The organism is Hoeflea sp. EC-HK425, assembly GCF_902498795.1.
GTDB lineage: Bacteria > Pseudomonadota > Alphaproteobacteria > Rhizobiales > Rhizobiaceae > Hoeflea > Hoeflea alexandrii.
The window spans coordinates 2,145,889-2,167,743 of sequence record NZ_LR701572.1 but is presented as its reverse complement, the minus strand read 5'-3'; the positions used below and the strand labels follow the sequence as shown (position 1 = coordinate 2,167,743).

24 protein-coding genes are annotated in these 21,855 nt (G+C 62.7%); 6 read left to right on the top strand and 18 right to left on the bottom strand.

Annotated features, from left to right (window positions below):
• Positions 1–133: 133 nt before the first annotated feature.
• Both SPHINGO391_RS13260 and SPHINGO391_RS13255 read right to left on the bottom strand, forming a co-directional pair.
• Positions 134–1,183: a trifunctional transcriptional activator/DNA repair protein Ada/methylated-DNA--[protein]-cysteine S-methyltransferase gene (locus tag SPHINGO391_RS13260; protein WP_152009268.1), complete on the bottom strand. Its 1,050-nt coding sequence runs from the start codon at positions 1,181–1,183 to the stop codon at positions 134–136.
• Between the two features lie 111 nt (positions 1,184–1,294).
• A complete protein-coding gene (locus tag SPHINGO391_RS13255) occupies positions 1,295–3,175 on the bottom strand; it encodes an ABC-F family ATP-binding cassette domain-containing protein (RefSeq protein WP_152009267.1) in 1,881 nt (626 codons plus the stop codon).
• Positions 3,176–3,300: 125 nt separating this feature from the next.
• Here SPHINGO391_RS13255 and SPHINGO391_RS13250 point away from each other — a divergent pair, with 125 nt between their 5' ends.
• Positions 3,301–3,993, top strand: coding sequence for a glutathione S-transferase family protein (locus SPHINGO391_RS13250; RefSeq protein ID WP_152009266.1), 693 nt, complete (start codon positions 3,301–3,303; stop codon positions 3,991–3,993).
• A gap of 6 nt (positions 3,994–3,999) precedes the next feature.
• Here the strand turns inward: SPHINGO391_RS13250 and SPHINGO391_RS13245 are convergent, their stop codons facing one another.
• Positions 4,000–4,575: a hypothetical protein gene (locus tag SPHINGO391_RS13245; RefSeq protein ID WP_152009265.1), complete on the bottom strand. Its 576-nt coding sequence runs from the start codon at positions 4,573–4,575 to the stop codon at positions 4,000–4,002.
• A gap of 269 nt (positions 4,576–4,844) precedes the next feature.
• On the opposite strand from SPHINGO391_RS13245, the gene ndk reads away from it, so the two are divergent.
• A complete protein-coding gene (gene ndk / locus SPHINGO391_RS13240) occupies positions 4,845–5,267 on the top strand; it encodes a nucleoside-diphosphate kinase (protein ID WP_152009264.1) in 423 nt (140 codons plus the stop codon).
• Between the two features lie 102 nt (positions 5,268–5,369).
• On the opposite strand, the gene SPHINGO391_RS13235 is transcribed toward ndk, so the two are convergent.
• The 8 genes from SPHINGO391_RS13235 to SPHINGO391_RS13200 all read right to left on the bottom strand — a co-directional run bounded on the left by SPHINGO391_RS13235 (position 5,370) and on the right by SPHINGO391_RS13200 (position 12,294).
• Positions 5,370–6,152 (bottom strand): DUF4344 domain-containing metallopeptidase, encoded by a 783-nt coding sequence (locus SPHINGO391_RS13235; RefSeq protein ID WP_152009263.1) that lies wholly within the window; start codon positions 6,150–6,152, stop codon positions 5,370–5,372.
• Positions 6,153–6,215: 63 nt separating this feature from the next.
• Positions 6,216–6,905, bottom strand: a complete 690-nt coding sequence (gene ung / locus SPHINGO391_RS13230) for a uracil-DNA glycosylase (RefSeq protein ID WP_152009262.1) — start codon at positions 6,903–6,905, stop codon at positions 6,216–6,218.
• Positions 6,905–7,402 (bottom strand): molybdenum cofactor biosynthesis protein MoaE, encoded by a 498-nt coding sequence (locus tag SPHINGO391_RS13225; protein ID WP_152009261.1) that lies wholly within the window; start codon positions 7,400–7,402, stop codon positions 6,905–6,907. Before SPHINGO391_RS13225 ends, ung begins: the two co-directional genes overlap by 1 nt.
• A gap of 1 nt (position 7,403) precedes the next feature.
• Positions 7,404–7,661 carry a molybdopterin converting factor subunit 1 gene (moaD, locus tag SPHINGO391_RS13220; protein WP_152009260.1) on the bottom strand — a complete coding sequence of 86 codons (258 nt, stop codon included), beginning with the start codon at positions 7,659–7,661 and terminating at the stop codon, positions 7,404–7,406.
• A complete protein-coding gene (gene pgsA / locus SPHINGO391_RS13215; RefSeq protein ID WP_152009259.1) occupies positions 7,658–8,242 on the bottom strand; it encodes a CDP-diacylglycerol--glycerol-3-phosphate 3-phosphatidyltransferase in 585 nt (194 codons plus the stop codon). Before pgsA ends, moaD begins: the two co-directional genes overlap by 4 nt.
• Positions 8,243–8,362: 120 nt before the next feature.
• On the bottom strand, positions 8,363–10,450 hold the full coding sequence (gene uvrC / locus SPHINGO391_RS13210; RefSeq protein ID WP_152009258.1) for an excinuclease ABC subunit UvrC: 2,088 nt from the start codon (positions 10,448–10,450) through the stop codon (positions 8,363–8,365).
• 95 nt (positions 10,451–10,545) lie between these two features.
• Positions 10,546–11,310 carry an SDR family oxidoreductase gene (locus tag SPHINGO391_RS13205; protein ID WP_152009257.1) on the bottom strand — a complete coding sequence of 255 codons (765 nt, stop codon included), beginning with the start codon at positions 11,308–11,310 and terminating at the stop codon, positions 10,546–10,548.
• Positions 11,311–11,358: 48 nt separating this feature from the next.
• Positions 11,359–12,294: a calcium/sodium antiporter gene (locus tag SPHINGO391_RS13200; protein ID WP_152009256.1), complete on the bottom strand. Its 936-nt coding sequence runs from the start codon at positions 12,292–12,294 to the stop codon at positions 11,359–11,361.
• 278 nt (positions 12,295–12,572) lie between these two features.
• Between SPHINGO391_RS13200 and SPHINGO391_RS13195 the strand changes: the two genes are divergently transcribed.
• Positions 12,573–13,211, top strand: a complete 639-nt coding sequence (locus tag SPHINGO391_RS13195) for an outer membrane protein (RefSeq protein ID WP_152009255.1) — start codon at positions 12,573–12,575, stop codon at positions 13,209–13,211.
• Positions 13,212–13,308: 97 nt separating this feature from the next.
• Here the strand turns inward: SPHINGO391_RS13195 and SPHINGO391_RS13190 are convergent, their stop codons facing one another.
• The 6 genes from SPHINGO391_RS13190 to SPHINGO391_RS13165 all read right to left on the bottom strand — a co-directional run bounded on the left by SPHINGO391_RS13190 (position 13,309) and on the right by SPHINGO391_RS13165 (position 16,989).
• Entirely contained in the window at positions 13,309–13,962 is a 654-nt protein-coding gene (locus SPHINGO391_RS13190) for a DsbA family oxidoreductase (protein WP_152009254.1), read from the bottom strand.
• Positions 13,963–14,123: 161 nt separating this feature from the next.
• The gene (locus SPHINGO391_RS13185) at positions 14,124–14,510 is read right to left on the bottom strand and encodes a diacylglycerol kinase (protein WP_152009253.1); all 387 of its coding nucleotides are present in this window, start codon (positions 14,508–14,510) and stop codon (positions 14,124–14,126) included.
• The gene (locus SPHINGO391_RS13180) at positions 14,507–15,103 is read right to left on the bottom strand and encodes a glutathione S-transferase (RefSeq protein WP_152011554.1); all 597 of its coding nucleotides are present in this window, start codon (positions 15,101–15,103) and stop codon (positions 14,507–14,509) included. The genes SPHINGO391_RS13185 and SPHINGO391_RS13180 overlap by 4 nt, the downstream gene beginning before the upstream one ends.
• Before the next feature lie 39 nt (positions 15,104–15,142).
• A complete protein-coding gene (locus tag SPHINGO391_RS13175; RefSeq protein ID WP_152009252.1) occupies positions 15,143–15,844 on the bottom strand; it encodes a ribonuclease in 702 nt (233 codons plus the stop codon).
• A 7-nt stretch (positions 15,845–15,851) separates the two neighbouring features.
• Positions 15,852–16,274 carry a hypothetical protein gene (locus tag SPHINGO391_RS13170; RefSeq protein ID WP_152009251.1) on the bottom strand — a complete coding sequence of 141 codons (423 nt, stop codon included), beginning with the start codon at positions 16,272–16,274 and terminating at the stop codon, positions 15,852–15,854.
• 130 nt (positions 16,275–16,404) lie between these two features.
• Positions 16,405–16,989, bottom strand: a complete 585-nt coding sequence (locus tag SPHINGO391_RS13165) for a hypothetical protein (protein ID WP_152009250.1) — start codon at positions 16,987–16,989, stop codon at positions 16,405–16,407.
• Here SPHINGO391_RS13165 and SPHINGO391_RS13160 point away from each other — a divergent pair.
• Entirely contained in the window at positions 16,967–17,668 is a 702-nt protein-coding gene (locus SPHINGO391_RS13160) for a Crp/Fnr family transcriptional regulator (RefSeq protein ID WP_193217283.1), read from the top strand. The two genes, SPHINGO391_RS13165 and SPHINGO391_RS13160, sit on opposite strands and share 23 nt — an antisense overlap.
• Here the strand turns inward: SPHINGO391_RS13160 and rlmJ are convergent.
• Complete coding sequence (rlmJ, locus tag SPHINGO391_RS13155; protein ID WP_152009248.1) at positions 17,636–18,487, bottom strand: 23S rRNA (adenine(2030)-N(6))-methyltransferase RlmJ; 852 nt, start codon at positions 18,485–18,487, stop codon at positions 17,636–17,638. The genes SPHINGO391_RS13160 and rlmJ overlap by 33 nt on opposite strands.
• Positions 18,488–18,572: 85 nt before the next feature.
• Between rlmJ and SPHINGO391_RS13150 the strand changes: the two genes are divergently transcribed.
• Both SPHINGO391_RS13150 and SPHINGO391_RS13145 read left to right on the top strand, forming a co-directional pair.
• Complete coding sequence (locus SPHINGO391_RS13150) at positions 18,573–20,711, top strand: molybdopterin oxidoreductase family protein (RefSeq protein WP_152009247.1); 2,139 nt, start codon at positions 18,573–18,575, stop codon at positions 20,709–20,711.
• A gap of 125 nt (positions 20,712–20,836) precedes the next feature.
• Positions 20,837–21,796 (top strand): VOC family protein, encoded by a 960-nt coding sequence (locus SPHINGO391_RS13145; protein WP_152009246.1) that lies wholly within the window; start codon positions 20,837–20,839, stop codon positions 21,794–21,796.
• The last annotated feature ends 59 nt before the right edge of the window (positions 21,797–21,855 follow it).

Here is a 21,855-nt window from a genome sequence, read left to right as displayed (position 1 = left end):
GCCTCAACGAGTTTCCGCAGAAAAATGACCGCACCGGCTTTAATTGACGCATCTGCGACCTGCGTTCATTGCGCTGTCTGACGCAGGCATGAGCGGAACACTTCTGCAGCCGTTACCTGTCGCTCGTGCCTGCTCAGGCGTATTGACGCTCGATCTCGATCAGTTTCTGTTTTCGCCACAAGCCACCGCCGTAACCGGTCAGGGACCCGTCGGCGCCAACGACGCGGTGGCACGGCACGAGAAGCGCGATCTGGTTGGCGCCATTGGCGCGCGCCACGGCGCGGACAGCGGAAGGGCGCCCGATTGTCCCGGCGATCTGGCTGTAACTGCGGGTTTCACCCGCAGGGATCTCCACCAGCGCATGCCAGACGGTTTTGGTGAACTCGCTGCCATGAAACGCCAGCGGCACGCTGAAGCGCGGGTTGCGGCCTGAGAAATAAGCATCAAGCTGGGTTTCGAGATGATCGAGGGGAGCATGACGGCCGAAGCCGATCCGGCCCTTGAACGCCTGGTGCATGCGGCGCAATTCGGCGGGCAGGGCCTTGCGGTCGGCGAATTCCAGAAGATGCAGATGGGTTCGGTCACACAATGCGATCATCGGACCGAGCGGGGTATCGATGTAGTCAGCCCGGATCATCGCGTCAGCGGTAAAACTCCCCGGCGGTGTGCCCATCAGCCTGGCAAAGGCCGCCCGGAAGGCGCCAGCCGATTCAAACCCGGCATCGAGCTGCGCCTCGATCACCTTGGAGCCGCCCGCCAGCGCCAGGTGTGCATGGCGCAGCCGCTCGAGCCGCGCCATTTCCAGGAAAGTCATTCCGAAATGCCGGTTGAAGGAGCGCCGCACGGTCGAGGGATCGAAACCCAGCCGGATGATGTCGGGTTCGCGCCAGCGATGTCCCTTCCGGTCAGCAAGCGCTGCAAGCAACGCTTTCACCGCCGGATCGGCTTCCGCGGCGGGCGCTATCGGGTGGCATCGCTTGCAGGCCCGGAAACCGGCCTGGATGCAGTCGCCCACGCTGGCATAGAAGCTGCAGTTTTCCGGACGTGGTTTACGAGCCGGGCAGGTCAGCCTGCAGAAGATGCCGGTCGAGGACACGCCCACATAGGCGCGCCCGTCATAATCCGGATCGCGTTTCAACAGCGCTTCGTAAAGAATGGCGGGCTCTGGCAGGTCAAACAACATGGTTCGCAGCCTAGCGCCGGCGTGATCCGTCGTCAGCCTGAAATCGGGCGTCTATTCCTGATTACGTCTGGCGAGGTTGCCGGTCAGCCGGGGCCTCGGCAATGCGCGTATCTACTCGGCCGCGTCAGCTTCCTCGACCTGGCTGGTCAGAGCCAGCCATTCCTCCTCGGCCTTGGCCAGTTCCGCCGCCCGGTCGGCCCGCTGCTTGGATTTCTGGGTGATCTTGTAGGGCGCGTCGGCAAACTGGCCCGGATCCGAAAGTTCCGCATCAAGCGACTGAATCTGTTTGGTAAGTCTTGCCACCAAGGATTCGAGATCATTGATCTTTTTCTTCAGCGGAGCCACGCTGGCGCGCTGCTGGGCGGCCTGCTTGCGTTTCTCCGCTTTGGAGCCCCCATCGCTGTCATTCCCCTTCTTGCCACGGCTCGAGGCGCCGACGACTTCCTGCCGGTAATCCTCCAGATCGCCGTCAAAGGAACTCACCGTGCCGTCCTTGACGATCCAGAGCCGGTCGACCGTGGCCTCGATCAGGTGCCGGTCATGGCTGATCAGGATGACCGCGCCGGGGAAGTCGTTGAGCGCCCGGATCAGCGCCGCGCGGCTGTCGATGTCAAGGTGGTTGGTCGGCTCGTCGAGGATCATCAGGTTCGGCGCGTGAAACGCCGACAACCCCATAAGCAGCCGCGCCTTCTCGCCACCCGAAAGGTCCTTGGCCGGCGTGTTCATCTTCTCCGCTGTCAATCCCATCTGCGCCACCCGGGCCCGCACGCGGGCTTCCTGCGCGTCCGGCATCAATGCTCTCACATGCGCCACGGCCGATTCGTTCGGCCTCAGATCGTCCAGCTGGTGCTGGGCAAAAAAGCCGGTCTTGAGTTGCGGCGCGGTGCGGATCAGCCCGTCCTCGGCCTCAAGCCGTCCGGCAATGAACTTGGCGAAGGTCGACTTGCCGTTGCCGTTCGAGCCAAGCAGCGCGATGCGGTCGTCGGCGTCGATCCTCAGATCGAGCCGGGACAGGATCGGCGAGCCGGGAGTGTAGCCGACCGAGCCGCCCTCGATGGCGATGATCGGCGAGGCAACGCCGCGATCGGGCCGTGGAAAGGTGAAACCGCGCACATTGTTCTCGATCACCGCGTCGACGGTGCCCATCTTTTCAAGCGCCTTGAGCCGCGATTGCGCCTGGCGCGCCTTCGAGGCCTTGGCCCGGAACCGCTCGACGAAGGCTTCCATGTGCTTGCGTGCCGCCAGGCTCTTCTCGCGCGCCTTCATCTGGTGTTCGTCGCGCTCGGCCTTCTGCCGCTCGAACTGGTCGAAGCCGCCGCGGTAGAAGGTCAGCTTCTTCTGGTCGAGATGAACGATCGCGTTGGCCGCGGTGTTCAAGAGGTCGCGGTCATGGCTGATGATCAGCACCGTGTGCGGATAGCGGCGGATATACTCTTCCAGCCACAAGGTGCCTTCCAGGTCGAGATAGTTGGTCGGCTCGTCGAGGAGAAGCAGGTCGGGTTCCGAAAACAGCACCGAGGCCAGCGCCACGCGCATCCGCCAGCCACCCGAGAAACTCGAGGCGGGCAGCTGCTGGGCGTCCTGGTCAAAGCCGAGACCGGCCAGGATCGAGGAGGCGCGGGCCTCGGCCGAATGGGCGTCGATGTCGACCAGCCGGGTCTGGATCTCGGCGATGCGGTTGGGATCGGTCGCGGTCTCGGCTTCCTTCATCAGCCGGGTGCGCTCGAGGTCGGCGCGCAGCACGATCTCGACCAGCGCCGTCTCTTCGGAAGGCGCTTCCTGAGCGACCTGGCCGATGCGGGTGTTCTTCGGGATCGAGACGTGGCCGGTCTCGCTCGCCATCTCGCCGGTGATGATCCTGAACAGCGTCGACTTGCCGGCGCCGTTCGGCCCCACAAGCCCGGCCTTGATGCCCGCGGGCAGCGCCAGCGAGGCATTGTCGATCAATAGCCGCCCGGCAATGCGTGCGGAAAGGTCTGTAATCGTAAGCATGACCGCGCTTCTGGCCGGGTTCACGTCAAATGGCAAGGGCAAACGGTGTTTTCCATGGTCCCTGACCGGTGACAATTGGTCCGCGGTGCGTCACAAGTCGGATGACATGTGGCAGGAGAAAAAGAATGACGATTGTTTTGCACGAGCTTGTCGGCGCCGATGAAGCCCGTCCGTTCAGCCCGCACTGCTGGAAGGTGGTGATGGCGCTGGCCCACAAGGGACTGCCTTTCGAGCGCAAGCCGGTCTGTTTCACCCAGGTGCCCGGGGTCGAGGGCGGTGTATCGAAAACCGTGCCCGTCATTCGCGATGGCAGCCAGGTGGTGGCCGACAGTTTCATGATCGCCGCCTATCTGGAGGAGACCTATCCCGACCGGCCATCGCTGTTTGGCGGCGACGGCGGCCAGGCCATGGCCCGCTTCGTGGAAGCCTGGTCGCAATCAACCCTGCATGCTGCCCTGAATGTGATCGCGCTCAAGGAGATCGACGGTATTCTGTCGCCCGAGGATCAGGCCTATTTCAGACCGAGCCGCGAAGCCCGCCTGGGCAAGACGTTCGAGCAGATTGCCGAGCGTCGCCAGGCCGAGATCGAGGGTTTCGGAGCCAAGTTGACGCCTTTGCGGGTGATGCTGAAATCGCAGCCCTGGATCGGCGGATCGTCGCCGCTGTTTGCCGACTACATCGTCTTTGGCGCGCTGCAATGGGCGCGAGTGGTTTCCAGCGCCCCGTTGCTCGAGGCGGGCGACGCTGTGACCGACTGGTTCGAGCGCTGTATTGATCTCCATGACGGTCTGGGGCGTGCGGTAGCCGCGGCGGGCTGAACCGGTTCAGCCGCCCGGCATCAGCGCGGCGATGGCTGCGACAAACATCAGGATGCCGAAGCCCCAGTCGAAATGACGCCGGTGCCAGCCCGAGCTCAGATACAGGCAGCCGGACCATCCGGCGACGGCCCAGAGGCCAAGGCCGGAAGCGGTCAGCAGCGTCAGCCCGGCAAAGGCTGAGGCCAGCGTCACCGAGCCGCTGAGCGCCGACCCCGCGAGGAAAAAGGCGACGGCCCAGCTCTCGGGGCTCTGCAGATTTTGCACGGGCAGTGTAGGGCGCACAGGGGCGGCCTCCTGCTCTAACGGAGTGCCCGGATCGGCCATGTAGCGGGTCAAGCCTGACAGCGCCAGCAGGAGCGACGCCAGCACCATCGCCGTGCCGCTCATCCATTGCGGCATGAGGTGCAGGACACCAAGCGCCAGCGCGAACAGCGACAGCCAGCCGCAGATGCTGGAAATCATGCCGTCGATCACCGGTTTGAAGGTTCGCTCGGCGCCAGCCGTCAGCATCGCGTTGTTCTGGGGCGCAAACCCCAAAACCGCGACCGCGACAACTCCGCAGGCTATCACCGCGTCAGACATGTCATAAATCTACAACGCAATCGTGATTGTTCCAAGTCACCATGGCTACGGGGAGCCGGGGAGGGCACGATGACCGGATCACAGGCAGCATGCGCGCGCAACGGACCGTGAGAACGCCGGTGCCCCTTGCGAAGAGCCGGGCATGCGGCTATCTAGGCGCCAACTCCGGGCCGGACCTCGTCCAGCCCGGACTTTTGCACCCGAAATTCTTGCGTGGGCCTCTATGGCCCAGCTCTCGCAACCACAACCAGATGACAGGACAGACACCAATGGCGATTGAACGCACTTTCTCGATGATCAAGCCCGATGCCACCAAGCGCAACCTGACCGGCGCGATCACCAAGGTTTTCGAAGACAACGGCCTGCGCGTCGTCGCTTCCAAGCGCGTCTGGATGAGCAAGCGCGAAGCCGAAGGCTTCTACGCCGTGCACAAGGAACGCCCCTTTTTCGGCGAACTGGTTGAAGGCATGACCTCCGGCCCGACCGTCGTCCAGGTTCTCGAAGGCGAGAACGCCATCCTCAAGAACCGCGAGATCATGGGCGCCACCAACCCGGCAAACGCCGACGAGGGCACCATCCGCAAGACCTTCGCGCTGTCGATCGGCGAAAACTCGGTGCACGGCTCGGATGCGCCGGAAACCGCAGCCGAGGAAATCGCCTACTGGTTCTCCGGCACCGAAATCGTCGGCTGAAGCTTCTGAACTGATGGAATGCGAAACGGCTCCCAAGAGGGGGCCGTTTTTGTATCGGCGGATCAGTCCGACGGTGTGCCGGTACCCAGCATCGTCCGTCGCTCAGCGCTCCAGCGTTTCCGCCACCACCAGCAGCTCGTCCATCATCTCGTAGCACAGCGTGATCTTGACCGCTTCGGGATCGTAGAAGGCATTGACCTCGCCGCACTCCGCCGCTTCGAGGATGAGCGGGTTGGGCCAGGCGTATTCGGTGTCGATCCAGGTGGCGATGTCGCCAAGCACGCCGGTGTCTTCCAGTTCCTCGCGCAGATCGTTGTAATCATCGCTTGGTTTGAGTTCGACCGACACCTTGCCGCCGGGTGTGTCACTGTCCCTGAGCGCGTCGGCCAGTAGCAGATCCCAGGATTCCAGCGCCAGCGCCGCATCGTACTCGCAAGTGTCAAGCCGCTCGTCGGGAATTGCGCGTTTCCTGGCCGCTTCGACATAGGTATCCGGATCGTAGCCATGGGCGATGCACAGAATCCGGTAGGCGCGCTGGATGTCGAGATCGTGCTCGCCGTAATAGGCGTGTTGGCCCCCATCCTGCTTGAAGATCCGGTCGAATGCGAACCAGGTTGCCGCCGCATCGAGCAGGATCGGTGCAGGTTCATCATAGGTTTCCAACACCATCAGCGTGGCGAAGGCATCGACCGCGTCCTCTTCCTGGCCGATCACGGGCAGGCCAAACTGGTCGACCAGCGCATGCCCGATCTCATGATGCATGATCAGGATGATGTTGCTGAGCGCGATGTCGTACTGGGTGTCGGGGTTTGCGCGGGCGGCAGAACCCGTTGTCAGGCTGATGAGAAGACTGGCAAAGGTGAGTTTGAGCCATGAGAACCGCATTTCGGCACTGTCCCTGTTTTTGGTGAGTTGGCCAGCTTCCTGCGGTTTCGTCAATGGCGGCGATCACGCCGTTGCCGGCAGTCGCCAGTCGATCGGCTGCATGCCATTTGCCTCAAGAAACGCGTTGGCTTTCGAGAAATGCCGGCAGCCGAGAAAGCCGTTGTGGGCCGACAGCGGCGAGGGGTGGGCGGCCTTGAGCACCAGGTGCCGGTCGGTGTCGACGAAGCCGGCCTTCTTCTGCGCGTAAGCCCCCCAGAGCAGGAATGCCACCGGATGCTCGAGCGCGTTGACCTTTGCGATCACCGCGTCGGTAAAACGCTCCCAGCCGCGACCGCGATGCGAGGCCGCCAGCCCGCGCTCGACAGTCAGCACGCTGTTGAGCAGAAGCACGCCCTGCCGCGCCCAGCTTTCGAGATTGCCGTGGTTCTCCTTGGGGATGGAGAGATCGCTCTCGAGCTCCTTGTAGATGTTCTTGAGCGAAGGCGGCACGCGGACGCCCGGCTGCACCGAGAAACACAGCCCGTGGGCCTGTCCGTCACCGTGATAAGGGTCCTGTCCGAGAATGACCACCTTGACCCGGTCGAGCGGGGTGAGGGCGAGGGCCGCGAAATACTCCGACGTCTGCGGAAAGATCTGCTTGCCGGCATCGAGCTCAGTGTCGAGGAAAGCTGCAAGTTCGTCCATGTACGGATCAGAAAGCTCCGCCGCCAGAGCCGTGTCCCAACCGCCCGTAAGCGTGAAATTCGCAGGCATCAGTTCTTCTGCCAGCGCAGTTTGGCCTTGTCGTCGGCGTCCTTGGCCGAGACCCATTCGCCTGAACCGCCGTCTTTGAGATGTTCCTTCTTCCAGAACGGCGCATCGGTCTTGAGGAAGTCCATCAGGAACGAGGCGCCATCGAAGGCTGCCTGCCGGTGCGGCGCACTTGCCACCACAAGCACGATGTTGCCGCCGGGTTGAATCGCCCCGTAGCGGTGAATGGCGGTGATTCCGCTGAGGTTGAAGCGGGCCACAGCCTCTTCGGCAATTTTACGGATGGCCCGCTCGGCCATGCCCGGATAGTGCTCGAGTTCAAGCGCTGAGAGCTTTCCGCCTTCGTCGCGGCACAGCCCGGTGAAGCTTACGACCGCGCCGATGTCGGCACGGTCGCCCGTGAGCGCCTCTATCTCTGCGGATATGTCGAAATCCCCGGCCTGGATGCGCACGGTGACCGGCGCCACCGGATCTCCGGAAATCTTGCCGCCCGCCGCCATTTCAGCCTCCGGTCATCGGCGGAAACAGCGCGATTTCCTTCGCGTCGCCGATCGCCTCGTCATGCTCGGCATGTTCCTCGTTGATGGCGGCGCGGATGACCCGGGGCACCTCGAAGGCTGCGGCATATTCCTCGCCCAGCGTGGCCAGATGCGCGATCAGATCGCCCACCGTCTTGACGTCCGCCGGCAGGTCGATCTCTTCCGAGCCCTTGCCGATGCGCTCGCGCACCCAGGCGAAATAGACGATCCGCACGCTCATTCGTCCACCACATGTCTCAGCCCGGCGCGGAAATAGTCATAGCCGGTGTAGATCGTGATGATCGCCGCAACCCACAGCAGCACGATGCCGGTTTCGGTGGTGTAGGGCAGCACCTTGTCGCCGGCCGGACCTGCCAGCAGGAAGCCAAGCGCCACCATCTGCAGCGTGGTTTTCCATTTGGCAATCCAGGTGACCGGAACCGAGACCTTGAGTGCTGCGAGATATTCGCGCAGGCCCGAAACCAGGATCTCGCGGCACAGGATAATGATTGCCGCCCAGATCGACCAGCCGGCGATGGTGCCGTCGGCGGCGACCAGAAGCAGGATCGCGGAGACCAGCAGCTTGTCGGCGATCGGATCGAGCATGCGCCCGATGTTCGAGGTCTGGTCCCAGATCCGGGCGAGATAGCCGTCGAAGAAGTCGGTAATCGAGGCGATGGTGAAAATCGCCAGCGCGCTCCAGCGGGCAAAATCGGATCCGTGCAGCCGGCCCTCGATGAAGAAGCACAGCACGATCAGCGGGACGGCGAGAATCCGTCCATAGGTGAGTATATTCGGTATGTTAAGCGCGCGCGACGCCATGGAGCACCCCGTCCGTATCAGGATTTTGCGCAAGATGCGCGTGGCGGGGCGGAAAGGTCAACCGCCTTGGCCACGATTAGCGCCTGAATGCCGCAGTTTGATGTCTCATCGCACACCAATTCAGCGGTTTTCCTCGTGGAAATGATTGTAGACCAGTTCGGCCACCGCGCGTGAAATCCCCTCGACAGCGACCAGGTCGTCGATTCCCGCGCGCGAGACCGCCTTGGCGGTGCCGAAATGGTGCAGCAGCGCCCGCTTGCGCGTCGGCCCGATACCGGCAATCTCGTCAAGCGGATTGGTCACCATGTCCTTCTTCCGTCGCGCCCGGTGCGAGCCGATGGCGAACCGGTGGGCCTCGTCCCTGAGCCGCTGGATGAAATAGAGCACCGGGTCGCGCGGCGGCAGCGTGAAGTCCGGCTTGCCTTCGACAAAGAACCGCTCGCGGCCGGCTTCCCGGTCCATGCCCTTGGCGACGCCGATGGCGGTGATCTTGTCGGCGATGCCGAGTTCCTCAAGAATTGTCCGCACCGCGCTCATCTGTCCCTTGCCGCCGTCGATCAGCACCAGGTCGGGCCAGGCCGGCATGCCGGGTTGGCTCACCGCGTCCGGATCTTCGGCGCCGTCGGGCCGGACCGGGCCGGCATCCCCATGTTCCTTGATCAGCCGCGAGAACCGGCGCTGCATGACTTCGCGCATCATGCCAAAATCGTCGCCGGGGGTGATGTCGGTCGATTTGATGTTGAACTTTCGGTACTGGTTTTTGACGAAGCCTTCCGGCCCGGCAACGATCATGCCGCCCACCGCATTGGTGCCCATGATGTGCGAGTTGTCGTAGACCTCGATGCGACGCGGCGGATGGGCCAGGTTGAAGGTCTCCGCAAGCCCCTGCAGAAGCCGCGCCTGCGAAGCCGTTTCGGCCAGGTTGCGGCCGTGCGCTTCGCGCGCATTGTTGAGCACCTGCTCGACCAGTTCGCGCTTTTCGCCGCGCTGCGGCACGCTGATCGAAGTTTTGCGGTCCATCCGCACGCTCAGTGCCTCCTCGAGCAGCCTCCGGTCCTCGAACTCGTCGGAGATCAGGATCATCCGCGGCGTCGGCTTGTCGTCGTAGAACTGGCCGATGAAGGCGCCGAGGATCTCGCCCGGCGCCAGCGACGGGTCGGCCTTGGGGAAATAGGCGCGGTTGCCCCAGTTCTGCCCCGTGCGGAAGAAGAACACCTGGATGCAGGCCATGCCGGCATCGTGATGGATGGCGAAGACGTCGGCTTCTTCCACAGTCTGCGGGTTGATGCCCTGGTGGCTCTGCACGTGGCTGAGCGCCGACAGGCGGTCGCGATAGACGGCCGCCCGTTCGAAATCGAGATCTTCCGATGCCGACTGCATCGCCGTGGCCAGTTGCGCTTTCACCGCCTGGCTGCGGCCTGAAAGGAAATCCTTGGCCTCATCCACCAGCCGGGCATAGCCTTCGGCATCGATCTCGCCGGTGCAGGGCCCGGAGCAGCGCTTGATCTGGTAGAGCAGACACGGCCGGGTGCGGCTTTCATAGACGCTGTCGGTGCAGGTTCTCAAAAGAAAGGCGCGCTGCAGCGCGTTGATCGTCCGCCCTACCGCGCCGGCCGAGGCGAAGGGGCCGAAATAGGATCCCTTTCGCGAGCGCGCGCCGCGATGCTTGAAGATCGCCGGCGCCTCGTGATCACCCGTCACAAGGATATAGGGAAACGACTTGTCGTCGCGCATCAGCACGTTGAAGCGTGGCTTCAGCCGCTTGATCAGGTTCGCCTCGAGCAGCAACGCTTCCGTCTCGGTGCGCGTGGTGACGAACTCCATGTTGGCCGTCTGCGCGATCATCCTTGTGATGCGGTTCGAATGGCCGCGGCCCTGCGCGTAGTTGGTCACCCGCTTCTTCAGGCTGCGTGCCTTGCCGACATAGAGCACGTCGCCGGCCTCGTTCATCATCCGGTAGACGCCGGGCTGGTTGGGCAGGTGCCTGACGAAGGCCTGGATGACTTCCGCGCCTTTCAAGCCCGGCGTGGCGACCGGGCTTTCGTTCCACTCGATGCCGGCGACGGAAGCCGCATCCGCGGGCAGGGAAGCATCGACAGCATCCTGTTCGTCCTCGTCTGCACCGGTTTCCTCATAGATCATGCCGCCATCGGCTGGTGCCGTGGCTTTGGATGGCTTGGGAGAGGTCGGATTCGGCGTGCGAGTCATCAGGCGATCTTATCAACTTCCTGCGCTTGTGGGGCAAGGGAGTGCGGCTGTCAGATCATGACATCTGGCGTCAGCAGCGCAGGTTATCAAGCGCGCTATTCCCCTACGCCTGTCACATCCGGGGTCTCCCACGCCAGATGCTGGCCGCCATCAAGCGCGATCATCTGGCCGGTGACTGACCGGGCTGCGTGCAGGTAGCGGATGGTCGCGCCAAATTCCGCCAGTTCCGGCCCGCGCTGAAGCGGCACGGCGGCCTCCTGTCTTGCGAAATCGCTGTCTTTCTGCCGCTCGTTGGCGAGCGTCGGTCCGGGACCGATGGCGTTGACCCGGATGCGTGGCGCCAGTGCCTGCGCCATGGTCTGAGTTGCCGTCCACAGCGCTGATTTCGACAGGGTGTAGGAAAAGAAGCGCGGCGTCAGCTTCCAGACACGCTGGTCTATGATGTTGACGATTAGCCCTTCGCCGTCCCTCGGCAGGTTCTCCGCCATGGTATGGGCAAGCACCGCCGGCGCCTTGACGTGGACGGCGAAATGCCTGTCGAACAGACCCTCATCAAAAGCGCGTACATCGTCTGCCTCGAACACCGAGGCATTGTTGACGATGACGTCCGGTACACCCATGCGTTCGCTCACCTGGCCGTGCAGCGCGCCAACGGCCTTCATGTCGGTGAGATCAGCAAGGAACACCTCCGCCGAACCGCCCGCATCGCGGATCGTGCTCGCGACAGCCTCGGCTTCCTCGCCGCTGCTGTTGGCGTGAACCGCGATGCCGTAGCCGTGTGTAGCGAGATCCAGCGCGATTGCCTTACCGATGCGGCGCGCTGCGCCGGTCACAAGAACTGTGCCGTTCGAAGATGTCATGATGTGTCCCGGTTCATGCTGGCGTGGCTGAAAGCCAGGCTTTCAGGTTCAGAATACCGAGATGATATAGGCCGCGAAAACGACAAGCATAGCCGCGCCGCCGAGCTTTTTGATCGGTATGTTCCAGTGCGCCAGCCCCACCACCAGGAGGCTGACTGCCAGCATCACCCATATGTCGATCGAGACAATGCGCGGATCGACATCAAGCGGCAGGATGACGGCGGTGCCGCCAAGGATCAGGCCGATGTTGAAGATGTTCGAGCCAACCACGTTGCCGATGGCCACCGCGCCGGACCTGCGCCATGCCGCCATGACCGAGGTCACCAGTTCGGGCAGCGAGGTGCCGATGGCAACGATGGTCAGCCCGATGGCCGTCTCCGTTGCTCCGAACATGCGCGCGATATCGGACGCGCCGTGCACCGTGAGCCAGGCTCCGATCGGCAACCCTATCAGGCCACCAACGATGAAAACATTGGTGCGCCAGGTTTCCTGCGGAAGGCCTGCGACCTCGTCGTGATAATCGGGAACGCTGGCGCCGTTCTTCCGGGCCTCCCGGATCTGCCAGCCGAGATAGGCCGCGATCAGCGCCAGCAGGATCGCGCCATCGAGCCGGCTCAGCGGCCCGAACCACATCATCGCCATCAGCGCGACAGACATGACGATCATCACCGCCAGCGATGTCCCCAGCCCGTTTTCGCGGCAATTGATGGTCATCAGCAGGGCTGGCGCGCCGAGTACGAGCAGCACGTTGGCAATGTTCGATCCGACCACGTTGCCGATGGCGATTCCCGAGACGCCGTCGAATGCCGCCTGCAGCGAGACAAACAGCTCTGGCGCGGAGGTTCCGAAGGCCACGATCGTCAATCCGATGATCAGGGGGTCGATTGAAAGCTTCTCGGCGAGGCCGACTGCGCCGCGTACGAGATAGTCACCGGCAAACACGAGGACGATCAGTCCCGCGATCAGGGTCAAAATGCTTAACATATTAAGGAATCAACGCTCGCGGTTTGAATGGGCCCACACCCCATATAGGCGGCGCGCCCGCATGCGCAATGGCGCGGGTGTCCGCCGTCAACCGAAAATGTTGCCGCAATGCAACAGTGAGCGCTGCCCTTTTTCCGCCGCTGTGTTTCCACATTCCTGCTTCTCGTCCGCCGCATTCGATCTCCATCTTCAACCTCGTCGACGGCATGCATCCCAGTGCCGCCGGTGCTCAAGGTCCGCTGTTTCGTGTCGGGCCGGAATTAAACAAGGAGAATGACATGCGTATTCGTAAACTGGCACTGCTGGCCGCAGCCCTTTCCGTGCCGCTCGCTGGCCCCGTGCTGGCCGCGGACGCTATCGTCGAACAGCCACCTCAGCCGCCTGTAGCGGAAGTGGCACCTCAGGCCTACCTCTGGTCCGGCGGTTACCTCGGCGGCTACGGTGAGTACAAATGGGGCGAGTTCAGCGCTGTCCCCGCCCAGAATGCCAATGGCTTCGGCGGTGGCGTCTATGGTGGCTACAACTGGCAGTCCGACAACATCGTCTATGGTGCGGAAGCTGATCTTGGCTATTCGGGCGCCGACTTCACCTCTGGTGGCTTGACCGGCAAGCAGGGCTTCAACGGCTCGCTGCGGGCACGGATGGGTCTCGATATCAACCCGTTCATGATCTACGCAACCGGCGGTGTCGCAGCCACCAATGCAAAGCTGACCAATGCTGCTGGCTCTGACAGCAACACCCATGTCGGCTGGACCGTCGGTACGGGCGCCGAAGCGTTCCTGACTGAAAACATTACCACCCGCATCGAATACCGCTACACCGATTACCAGTCGAAGAACTACAATCTTGGCGGCACCAACGTGTCGTCCGGCTTCGACGACCATTCGGTCCGTCTCGGTATCGGCATGAAGTTCTGATCTTCAGGACATCCCAACAGGAAAGCCCGGACGCGAAAACGTCCGGGCTTTTTTGATTTCCGAAGGTGATTTCGAGCTCGCAGCCGGTCCGCCTGCTTCAACCGCGCAATTGAGCCAGTTGAGCCAGAATGCCGGTGTAATTGTCGGTTCCCTGTGCGCCGGTTACCAGGTGCTTGCGATCAAACACCATGGCCGGCACGCCGCGGATTCCCTGCTGCACCCAGAAGCTCTCCGCCTGCCGCACGTCCTGGGCATAGCGCTGGTCGTCCAGCACGGCCCTGGCTTCGGCCGCATCAAGGCCCGTCTTGCTGGCGATTTCAACCAGCACTTCGGGATCGGACAGATCGCGGCGTTCGGTGAAATAGGCCGCAAACAGCGCCTGCTTCAGTGCGTGCCCACGGTCCTGGGTATCCGCCCAGTGAATCAGCTGGTGGGCATTGAAGGTATTGTACATCCGCATGTCGTCGTCGAAGTTGAACGCGAATCCCAGACTGGTTCCCAGATCGCTCAGCCGCGCGCGGTTTTCCTGTGACTGCTCGCGCGTGGCACCGTATTTCTCCGCGATATGTTCGCCAAGGTTCTGTCCTTCGATGGGCATGTCCGGATTGAGCTCGAAAGGGTGCCAGTGAATCTCGTGTTCCGTGCCCGTGGCCTCGAGCGCCGCGGCCAGTTGCCGGTAGCCGACGATGCACCAGGGACAGACAACATCCGACACGATGTCGATGCGAAGCGGCGCGGTTTGGTCAGTCATCAGAATTCCAGTGTTTGTTCGGTGGGTTTTCTCACAGATAAGACATGAAAATGGAATTGCCACCGCGCAGGGAGAGGGCAGGGAGAGGATTGCGACCCGACTTTGAGGTCGCGGTATCCCGCCCGGTCACCCCGGAAGCGGGCAGGCCGCTGTTCTCAGCCTCAGGGGGCAAGAGGCAGCCAGAGTGTTGCCAGCACATAGGCCGCCCAGATTCCGTTGGCGAGCAGCAGGCAAAACACCGCGAAGGAACCAAGATCCTTGGCGTGCTTGGCCATCTCGGAATAATTGGGAGACGCATGATCGGTGATTTCCTCGACCGCCGTGTTCAGTGCCTCGATCGAGACCGTCAGCAGAAACAGCAGGCTGGCGCCGACATAGCCCCAAAGCGGTGCTCCGGCGTACAGGAACACGCCGGTGATCAGCACGATGGCGAGCACCTCGTGCCGGAATGCGGTTTCGCCCCAGAGCCGCCTGACGCCACCCAGCGAGTAGCGCGCGGCAGCGAATACATGGGCAATCCCGGTTTCCTTGTCCGGCCGTGGTGTCACGCTTTTGGCACCATGTCTGCGAGTTCGGGAAAGCTCGATGCGAACTTGGCATGCCAGCGCTTGAGCTTCGGCCGGCCGCGCTCCCATTGTCCGGAAAACCGCAAGTTCAGATAGCCGATCATCGCGGCGGCAGCAAAATGCCCGCCATTGGGCGCCTTGGTGATCCGAGGCAGGTTGGCCTCGAGATGGTCAAGCGCCCGTGTGGCCTTGGTCCATTGCTTGTCGATCCATTCCTGGTGGACGATTTCCTCGGGCCGGAAGCGGCGCTCGTACATGATCGCCAGCAAGCAGTCGCAGATCCCGTCACACAGGGCTTCCATCACCTCGGCATCCGTCCGCTTGGCCGCATTGCGCGGGTAGATCCGCTTGCCGCCGGCACGATCGATGAACTGCATGATGGCCCGGCTGTCAAAAACGGCCTGTCCCTCGTCGGTGAGCAGCGTCGGGATCTTGCCGAGCGGATTGTTGCCGACCAGTTCGGCCGGCGCGGCATTGGTGTCGGTCAGCACAGCTTCGGCGTTGAGGCCGGCATATTTCGCGGCCATCCGCACCTTGGCCGAATAGGGGGATGCAGGCGAGTAGAGGATTTTCATGGTTTTCATCTCTTCTTCTTGTGACACGACCCGCTTCGGTCAGTCCGGTTCGGGGACGGTGAGATTTTTGATTTTGCAGCCGGCCCGGTCAACCTCGGGGCATGCACGATAGTCAAGTGACGGGGTCATGCAGATGCGGATCTCTCGCAGATAGCCGCGCTCGCAACGTACGGCAATGGTGTCGCGCTTCATGCCGGGGTTGGCGGCGATGAAGGCGTCTTCGGCTTCGAGTGCGTCGATCTCGGCGGGAAGCGTCTCGAGCGCGAACGCCGCCGGTATGCTCACCCGCTCGCGCGCTGCACGCAGCGTTTTTAGATAGTCGGCCTGGGAAAGTCCCGAACAGGACCCGTGCTTGCGCCACTGGTGGCCGATCAAACCCATTGTCGGCACGATGTCGAGATAGTCCCGGCCCAGGCTTGAAGGCACGCGGTCAGGTTCGCGGCTCGGGCAGAACTCCGGGTAGCCCGTTTCATATTGTGGCCAGAGACCGTGCACCACAAAGCCCAGGTCGCGGTCTTCGGCGCATTGCTGGCGGTTGGCGCGGTCACCTTCGACCAGGCAATAGGCTGGCGACCAGGACAGCGCGAGCACGTAGAAATCAAATCCCGATCCGGAAGGCGCGGTCCGGTTCGCGCCGGTTGTTTCCGCCCGCGCCGGCGGTGCGCCATCTTCCGTGCAGGCCACGGCCAGCATCAGCACCGGCAAGGCAAGCAGGATCCGGATCAGGGTGGCGCCCGTCATGGCCCGGTCAGCGAACCGACCTGCACCAGGCTCCGTGAACCTTGAGCGGATCGAGCCCGGATATGCAGAACTCGAGATTGTCTCGCAAACCGGCAAAACCCTGGCCACCTTCGATCAGCCACCAGATCTGGCGTTTGTGGCCATCGTTCATATGGGCGGTGCCGTGGCAGTAGAGCCGGGGAATCGACCAGTATTCGTGCCCGTTGCTGCTGCGATTGCGATGCACCCGTTCGATACTTTCAATGGCAAGACCGCGCTGGAGCACATGGCGGTCGGTCCAGACGAACCTGTTCTGGATATAGGAAAGAACCTGAGGCGCATCGCAGGCCGGGAAGTTGCCGCCGCTGAAAGCCATGGCAGGGCTGGCGAAACTTGAAAGCAAGAAACCGACTGTTGCGGCAAATGCGATTATCAGGCTTTTCATGCTCATGACCGGTCCTCCAAACAGGATGCGAGTCACGATATAAGATGCACGGCCGCCGATGAGCAAGTGCAGAGCGCAAACCAGTCCAACCATTTGGTCCGGTTTGCTGCTCTGTCCGGCAAAGACGGCCGGCGGGTCAATGACCCATCATCCCCCTGGCCATGGCCAGATGGTGCGGCTGGTGATGGCTGCCTTTCGCCATCATCCCGAAGAAGCCGAGCGCCCTGGCTTTCTCCAGATCGTCTTCGGTTGCGCTTTTCACCAGAAGGATTGCGCCTTCGGGCGTTAACTCCGCCGACGTGCTCCACGGACCGGACTTGTCGAGCTCAGCAGCATGGGCGGGAACCATCGCCTGGATGGCCCGCAGCACTGCGCCTTCGCCCTCGACCCTGAACCGGATGGTGTTTCCCTCAACCGTTGTGGTTGCCTTGGCATTGAGCATCAGGCTGTTCATGTCGACCAGGTGCTCGCGCAGCGCGGTGATGTCGACAGTCGACCAGTCCGTGTCCGGATCCTCTTCAAGCAGGGCGACGATTTCGGCAATCGCGGCAAAAGTGGACTGCCCGCCTTCCTCGGGCAGGGGTGCGTCGCCGTGGAGCGCATGCGCCTCGTGGCTTCCTCCGGCCATGGTCGTGGCATCTGACGCGGCAATCCAGTGGTAGAGCGGAATTGCCCCGGCCAGGATGGCGAGAACCGCAATGAGAAGGGGAAGGCGTTTCATCAAGTCATCTCCTGTGTTGCGCGGAGACTACGATGACCGCCGGTTGCCGAAATATGATTTCAATCATATTCTCTCGGCCATGTTGCCATACCCGTTTGATCTTCTGCCACCTTCCGCCTCGTCCCCGCGATCGGTGAAGAAGGGCCAGGCCCTGTTTCGCCGCAACGACCCCACCACCGCCATGTATCACCTCACCGCGGGGCAGGTGCATCTGCTCAGGCACACCAGACAGGGCGATGAGGTGATCATCCACCGTGCTCGCGCCGATGAAAGCTTTGCCGAGGCGGCTTTGTTTTCATCCGCCTATCACTGCGACGCCGTGGCCGCCTCTGACAGCGAGTTGCTTCGTATCGACAAGACCGCCGTGCTTGAACGGATGAAACAGGATCCCGACTTCGCCATGGCGATTGCCGCCCGGTTCGCCGGACAGATCCAGAATTACCGCCGCCGGCTGGAAATCATCGCCATCCGGGATGCCAAAGCCCGTGTCTTCGCCGCGGTGGCCGACGGCATGCTGACCGGCAGCATCAAGCCGGCTGCCGTACAGATCGGGCTGACCCATGAGGCCATGTACCGGGCGTTGTCATCACTGGTGCGCGCCGGCAGGCTGATCAAGACCGGTCGCGGCAGCTACAGGCTGAAAGGCTCAGCTCTCGCCGACCAGGAGCCGCACCTCTGAACCGGCACCCGGGCCTTGCGACAGCAGGCCTGCCAGTTCAGGCAGCACCTGCCGCAGTTCGGCTTCCAGCGTGAACGGCGGATTGATGATCACCAGCCCGGTCCCGTTGAGCCCCGGCGCGGTCTGGTTGGCGCGCGTGAGCAGACGGACGGTCAATGTTCGCGGCCTTGCCAGCGCAATGAGCTTCTTGTCGAAGGCGCCAAGGGCGCTGTCGGCCTTGATCGGGTGCCAGAGCATGTAGGTCCCGCCCGGAAACCGCCGCGTCGCCCGCGCCAGCCCGTCAATCATCCGGTCATACTCGCCGGCTTCCTCGAACGGCGGATCGATCAGCACCAGGCCACGCTTTTCCTTGGGCGGCAGGTGGGCGCCGAGCGACAGCCAGCCATCGAGTTCGATGACCCGCACCTGGTAGTCGCCATCAAAGACCTGCCTGAGCTGTCTGGCGTCTTCCGGATGCAGTTCGATCGCCGTCAGCCGGTCCTGCTTGCGCAGAAGCGAGCGGGTGAGTTTCGGCGATCCCGGGTAATGCAGCAGCCCGCCCTCGGGGTTGAGCGTCGCGACCGCCTCGAGCCATGGCGCCAGGAAGGCCTTGAGCTCGGACGACTGTTCGGCGCCGCTCACCCGTCCGATCCCGTCGCGCCATTCCCCGGTCTTCTGTGCCTCGACCGACGACAGGTCGTAAAGCCCGATGCCCGCGTGGGTGTCGATGACGCGGAACGCCTGGTCCTTGCGCTTGAGATAGGTGATGATCTGGGCCAGCACCGCGTGCTTGAGCACATCGGCGAAATTGCCCGCATGATAGCTGTGACGGTAATTCATCGACTGGCGTGATGCGTCCCTGATTTGATCTGATCAACGCCCGCGCGGCGTGGCGCGGCGGTGCGAATTCTCTTATAGAGAAAGCATGAACGACGCGACCCCCCTTGATTCCGCCGCCCGCGATTCCACAGCGGTCACCGCCATCGGTCATTCGGCCTGCCCGCATGACTGTCCGTCGACCTGCGCGCTGGAGGTCGACCTCTTGGCGCACAACCGCATCGGCCGGGTGCGTGGCGATGCCGCCAACAGCTACACCGCCGGCGTGATCTGCGCCAAGGTGGCCCGCTATGCCGAGCGCATCCACCACCCCGAGCGGCTGCTCAAGCCGCTGATCCGCTCAGGCGCGAAAGGCGAGGGCCAGTGGAAACAGGCGAGCTTCGATGCGGCGCTTGACCTGATTGCCGAGAAATTCGATCAGGCGGAAGCAAAATTTGGCTCGGAAACGGTCTGGCTCAACTACTATGCCGGCACCATGGGTCTGGTGCAGCGCGACGGTATCCACCGGCTCAGGCACGCCAAGCGCTACTCCAACCAGTTCGACAGTTTCTGCACCAACATGGCCTGGACCGGCTTCGCCATGGGGGCAGGGGCGATGCGCGGCTCCGATCCGCGCGAGATGGCCAAATCCGACTGCGTGGTGATCTGGGGCACGAACGCGGTCTCCACCCAGGTCAACGTCATGACCCATGCCATCCGCGCCCGCAAGGAGCGCGGTGCCACGATCGTGGTCATCGACATCTACGACACCCCGACGATGAAACAGGCCGACATCAAGGTGCTGCTCAAGCCCGGTACGGATGGCGCCTTTGCCTGCGCGGTGATGCATGTGCTGTTCCGCGAGGGGCTCGCTGACCGGGATTATCTCAACAAATTCAGTGACGACCCGGCAGGTCTTGAATCACATTTGCACGACCGGACGCCCGAATGGGCGGAAGCGATCTGCGGCGTGCCGGTGGCCGAGATCGAGGCCTTTGCGCGGATGGTCGGCACGACGAAACGAACCTTCTTCCGGCTTGGCTACGGCTTCACCCGCCAGCGCAACGGTGCGGTCAACATGCACGCGGCGCTGTCGCTCGCGGTCTGCACCGGCAGCTACCAGTATGAGGGCGGCGGCGCGTTTCATTCCAATTCGGACATCTTCCGCCTCGACAAGTCGCTGCTCGAAGGCCGCAAGCATTTTGATCCCGGCTTGCGCTGGCTCGACCAGTCCAAGATCGGCCGGGTGCTGACCGGCGATACGGAAGCGCTCAATGGCGGCCCGCCGGTCACCGCCATGCTGGTGCAGAACACCAATCCCGCCAATGTCGCGCCCGAACAGCGCAAGGTGATCGAGGGTCTGAAGCGCGAGGACCTGTTCCTCGCCGTCCACGAGCAGTTCATGACCGACACGGCAAAGCTTGCCGACGTGATCCTGCCCGCCACCATGTTCCTCGAACATGACGACATCTACCGCGGCGGCGGCCACCAGCACATCATGCTGGGCCCGAAACTGATCGACCCGCCCGAGGGTCCGAAACCCAATCACCATGTGATCGAGGAACTGGGCAAGCGTCTGGGCGTCGCCGACCGCGATGGCTTTGGCCTGAGCGAGCGCGAGCACATCGACATCATGCTCCAAAAGCGGGGCCTGGGTGATTTCGACAGCTTCAGGGCCGGCAAATGGGCCGATGTGCAGTCGGATTTCGAGACTGCGCATTTTCTGAACGGCTTTGCCCATAAGGACGGCAAGTACCGCTTCCGGCCCGACTGGACCGGAACGCCGGCCGCCAACAAGCCGCCCAAACGAATGGGTCCGCAAGGCCCGGTCGAGCGGCTGCCGGAGTTTCCCGATCATGTCGAGCTGATCGAAAGCGCCGATGCCGATCATCCCTTCCGGCTGGCGACCTCGCCCTCGCGCTCGTTCCTCAATTCCACCTTTGCCGAAACGTCATCGTCGAAATCGAAGGAAAAGCGCCCGGAACTGCTGATCCACCCGGAAGATGCCGCAAGTCTCGGGATTGCCGATGGCGACAGGGTGCGTCTCGGCAATGTCCGCGGTGACCTCACTATGCCCGCAAGGCTCGACTCCGGCCAGCGCCGCGGCGTGGTCATCCATGAAGGGCTCTGGCCGAATTCGGCTTTCGAGAACGGCGAGGGCATCAACACCCTTACCGGCGCTGATTCCTGCGCCCCCTATGGCGGCGCCGCGTTCCACGACACGCGGGTGTGGGTCAATAAGGCCTGACGGTTCCGCTGCGCATTCATTGTTCGGCATTTGTGAACGAAGTTGCGCTGAAGCGTGGGCTTTAATGTCCGGTGCTCCGTTGCGATATTGGAACAAGATCAACGAAACAAAGTCGAGTTCCGGCCATGCCTTCCTCATTCGACATGACCCGCCGTGCAGCCCTGAATTTTCTTGCCGCCGCGCCGGTTCTGGCCAACGCGTCAACGGCAAGCGCTGCACCGGTGGCGCCTTCCTTTGCGGTCACCACGCCGATCCACATCCACTCCGTGTCGCTGCGGGTGCGCGACCTGGAAAAGATGACCTATTTCTACAATGCGATCATCGGCCTCGATGTCCTCGGTGCCGAGCCGGACCGGACCGCGCTGGGCAAGGATGGAAGAACGCTTGTCACCCTCATCCGCCATGTGGATGACGATGTCGACGATGCATCGACTGCCGGCCTCTACCATACGGCATTCCTGATGCCGTCTCGCCAGGATCTGGGGCGCTGGCTGATCATGGCCTACATGAACGGCATCCCGTTTACAGGTTTTTCCGATCATCGCGTCTCCGAAGCGCTCTATCTCAACGATCCGGAAGGCAACGGCATCGAGGTCTATGCCGACCGCCCGCATCAGGGCTGGCAATGGGTCGACAACCGGGTTGTCATGGGGAGCCAGCAACTCGATCTCGACAATCTGGTCGCTGGCCTGCCCGATGATTCGGACTTGCCTTACAGCGCGCCCAGCGGCTTTCGCATCGGACATATCCATATGCGGGTTGGCGACACGCGGCTGGCGCAGGACTTCTATGTCAAGGCCACCGGCCTTGATCTGACCGCGCTGATACCCAACGAAAGCGCCGCCTTCTTCTCCAACGGCCGCTATCATCACCACGTTGGCGCCAATATCTGGCACAGCCGCAATGCCGGCCAGCGCCCGCAGAACATGTCGGGTCTCGAAGACGCCGCCTTTTCCATCGAGCCTGCGCTGATGGACGGCTTGCGCCGGCGGCTGAGAGCCCACGGCACCGACATCAAGGAAACCGGAAGCACGCTCGAAGCGCTCGACCCCTGGGGCACCAGGATCCGCTTCATCAGCGGCTGAGCGCTCTGGAAAAACCGGGCGTCCGGTGCAGAATGCGGCCTTGAGATTCGCAGATGTCG

Coding starts and splice junctions, on each gene's coding strand:
- SPHINGO391_RS13260 (WP_152009268.1), bottom strand. CDS start 1,183: ATGTTGTTTGACCTGCCAGAGCCCGCCATTCTTTACGAAGCGCTGTTG.
- SPHINGO391_RS13255 (WP_152009267.1), bottom strand. CDS start 3,175: ATGCTTACGATTACAGACCTTTCCGCACGCATTGCCGGGCGGCTATTG.
- SPHINGO391_RS13250 (WP_152009266.1), top strand. CDS start 3,301: ATGACGATTGTTTTGCACGAGCTTGTCGGCGCCGATGAAGCCCGTCCG.
- SPHINGO391_RS13245 (WP_152009265.1), bottom strand. CDS start 4,575: ATGTCTGACGCGGTGATAGCCTGCGGAGTTGTCGCGGTCGCGGTTTTG.
- ndk (WP_152009264.1), top strand. CDS start 4,845: ATGGCGATTGAACGCACTTTCTCGATGATCAAGCCCGATGCCACCAAG.
- SPHINGO391_RS13235 (WP_152009263.1), bottom strand. CDS start 6,152: ATGCGGTTCTCATGGCTCAAACTCACCTTTGCCAGTCTTCTCATCAGC.
- ung (WP_152009262.1), bottom strand. CDS start 6,905: ATGCCTGCGAATTTCACGCTTACGGGCGGTTGGGACACGGCTCTGGCG.
- SPHINGO391_RS13225 (WP_152009261.1), bottom strand. CDS start 7,402: ATGGCGGCGGGCGGCAAGATTTCCGGAGATCCGGTGGCGCCGGTCACC.
- moaD (WP_152009260.1), bottom strand. CDS start 7,661: ATGAGCGTGCGGATCGTCTATTTCGCCTGGGTGCGCGAGCGCATCGGC.
- pgsA (WP_152009259.1), bottom strand. CDS start 8,242: ATGGCGTCGCGCGCGCTTAACATACCGAATATACTCACCTATGGACGG.
- uvrC (WP_152009258.1), bottom strand. CDS start 10,450: ATGACTCGCACGCCGAATCCGACCTCTCCCAAGCCATCCAAAGCCACG.
- SPHINGO391_RS13205 (WP_152009257.1), bottom strand. CDS start 11,310: ATGACATCTTCGAACGGCACAGTTCTTGTGACCGGCGCAGCGCGCCGC.
- SPHINGO391_RS13200 (WP_152009256.1), bottom strand. CDS start 12,294: ATGTTAAGCATTTTGACCCTGATCGCGGGACTGATCGTCCTCGTGTTT.
- SPHINGO391_RS13195 (WP_152009255.1), top strand. CDS start 12,573: ATGCGTATTCGTAAACTGGCACTGCTGGCCGCAGCCCTTTCCGTGCCG.
- SPHINGO391_RS13190 (WP_152009254.1), bottom strand. CDS start 13,962: ATGACTGACCAAACCGCGCCGCTTCGCATCGACATCGTGTCGGATGTT.
- SPHINGO391_RS13180 (WP_152011554.1), bottom strand. CDS start 15,103: ATGAAAATCCTCTACTCGCCTGCATCCCCCTATTCGGCCAAGGTGCGG.
- SPHINGO391_RS13175 (WP_152009252.1), bottom strand. CDS start 15,844: ATGACGGGCGCCACCCTGATCCGGATCCTGCTTGCCTTGCCGGTGCTG.
- SPHINGO391_RS13170 (WP_152009251.1), bottom strand. CDS start 16,274: ATGAGCATGAAAAGCCTGATAATCGCATTTGCCGCAACAGTCGGTTTC.
- SPHINGO391_RS13160 (WP_193217283.1), top strand. CDS start 16,967: ATGAGAAGGGGAAGGCGTTTCATCAAGTCATCTCCTGTGTTGCGCGGA.
- SPHINGO391_RS13165 (WP_152009250.1), bottom strand. CDS start 16,989: ATGAAACGCCTTCCCCTTCTCATTGCGGTTCTCGCCATCCTGGCCGGG.
- rlmJ (WP_152009248.1), bottom strand. CDS start 18,487: ATGAATTACCGTCACAGCTATCATGCGGGCAATTTCGCCGATGTGCTC.
- SPHINGO391_RS13150 (WP_152009247.1), top strand. CDS start 18,573: ATGAACGACGCGACCCCCCTTGATTCCGCCGCCCGCGATTCCACAGCG.
- SPHINGO391_RS13145 (WP_152009246.1), top strand. CDS start 20,837: ATGCCTTCCTCATTCGACATGACCCGCCGTGCAGCCCTGAATTTTCTT.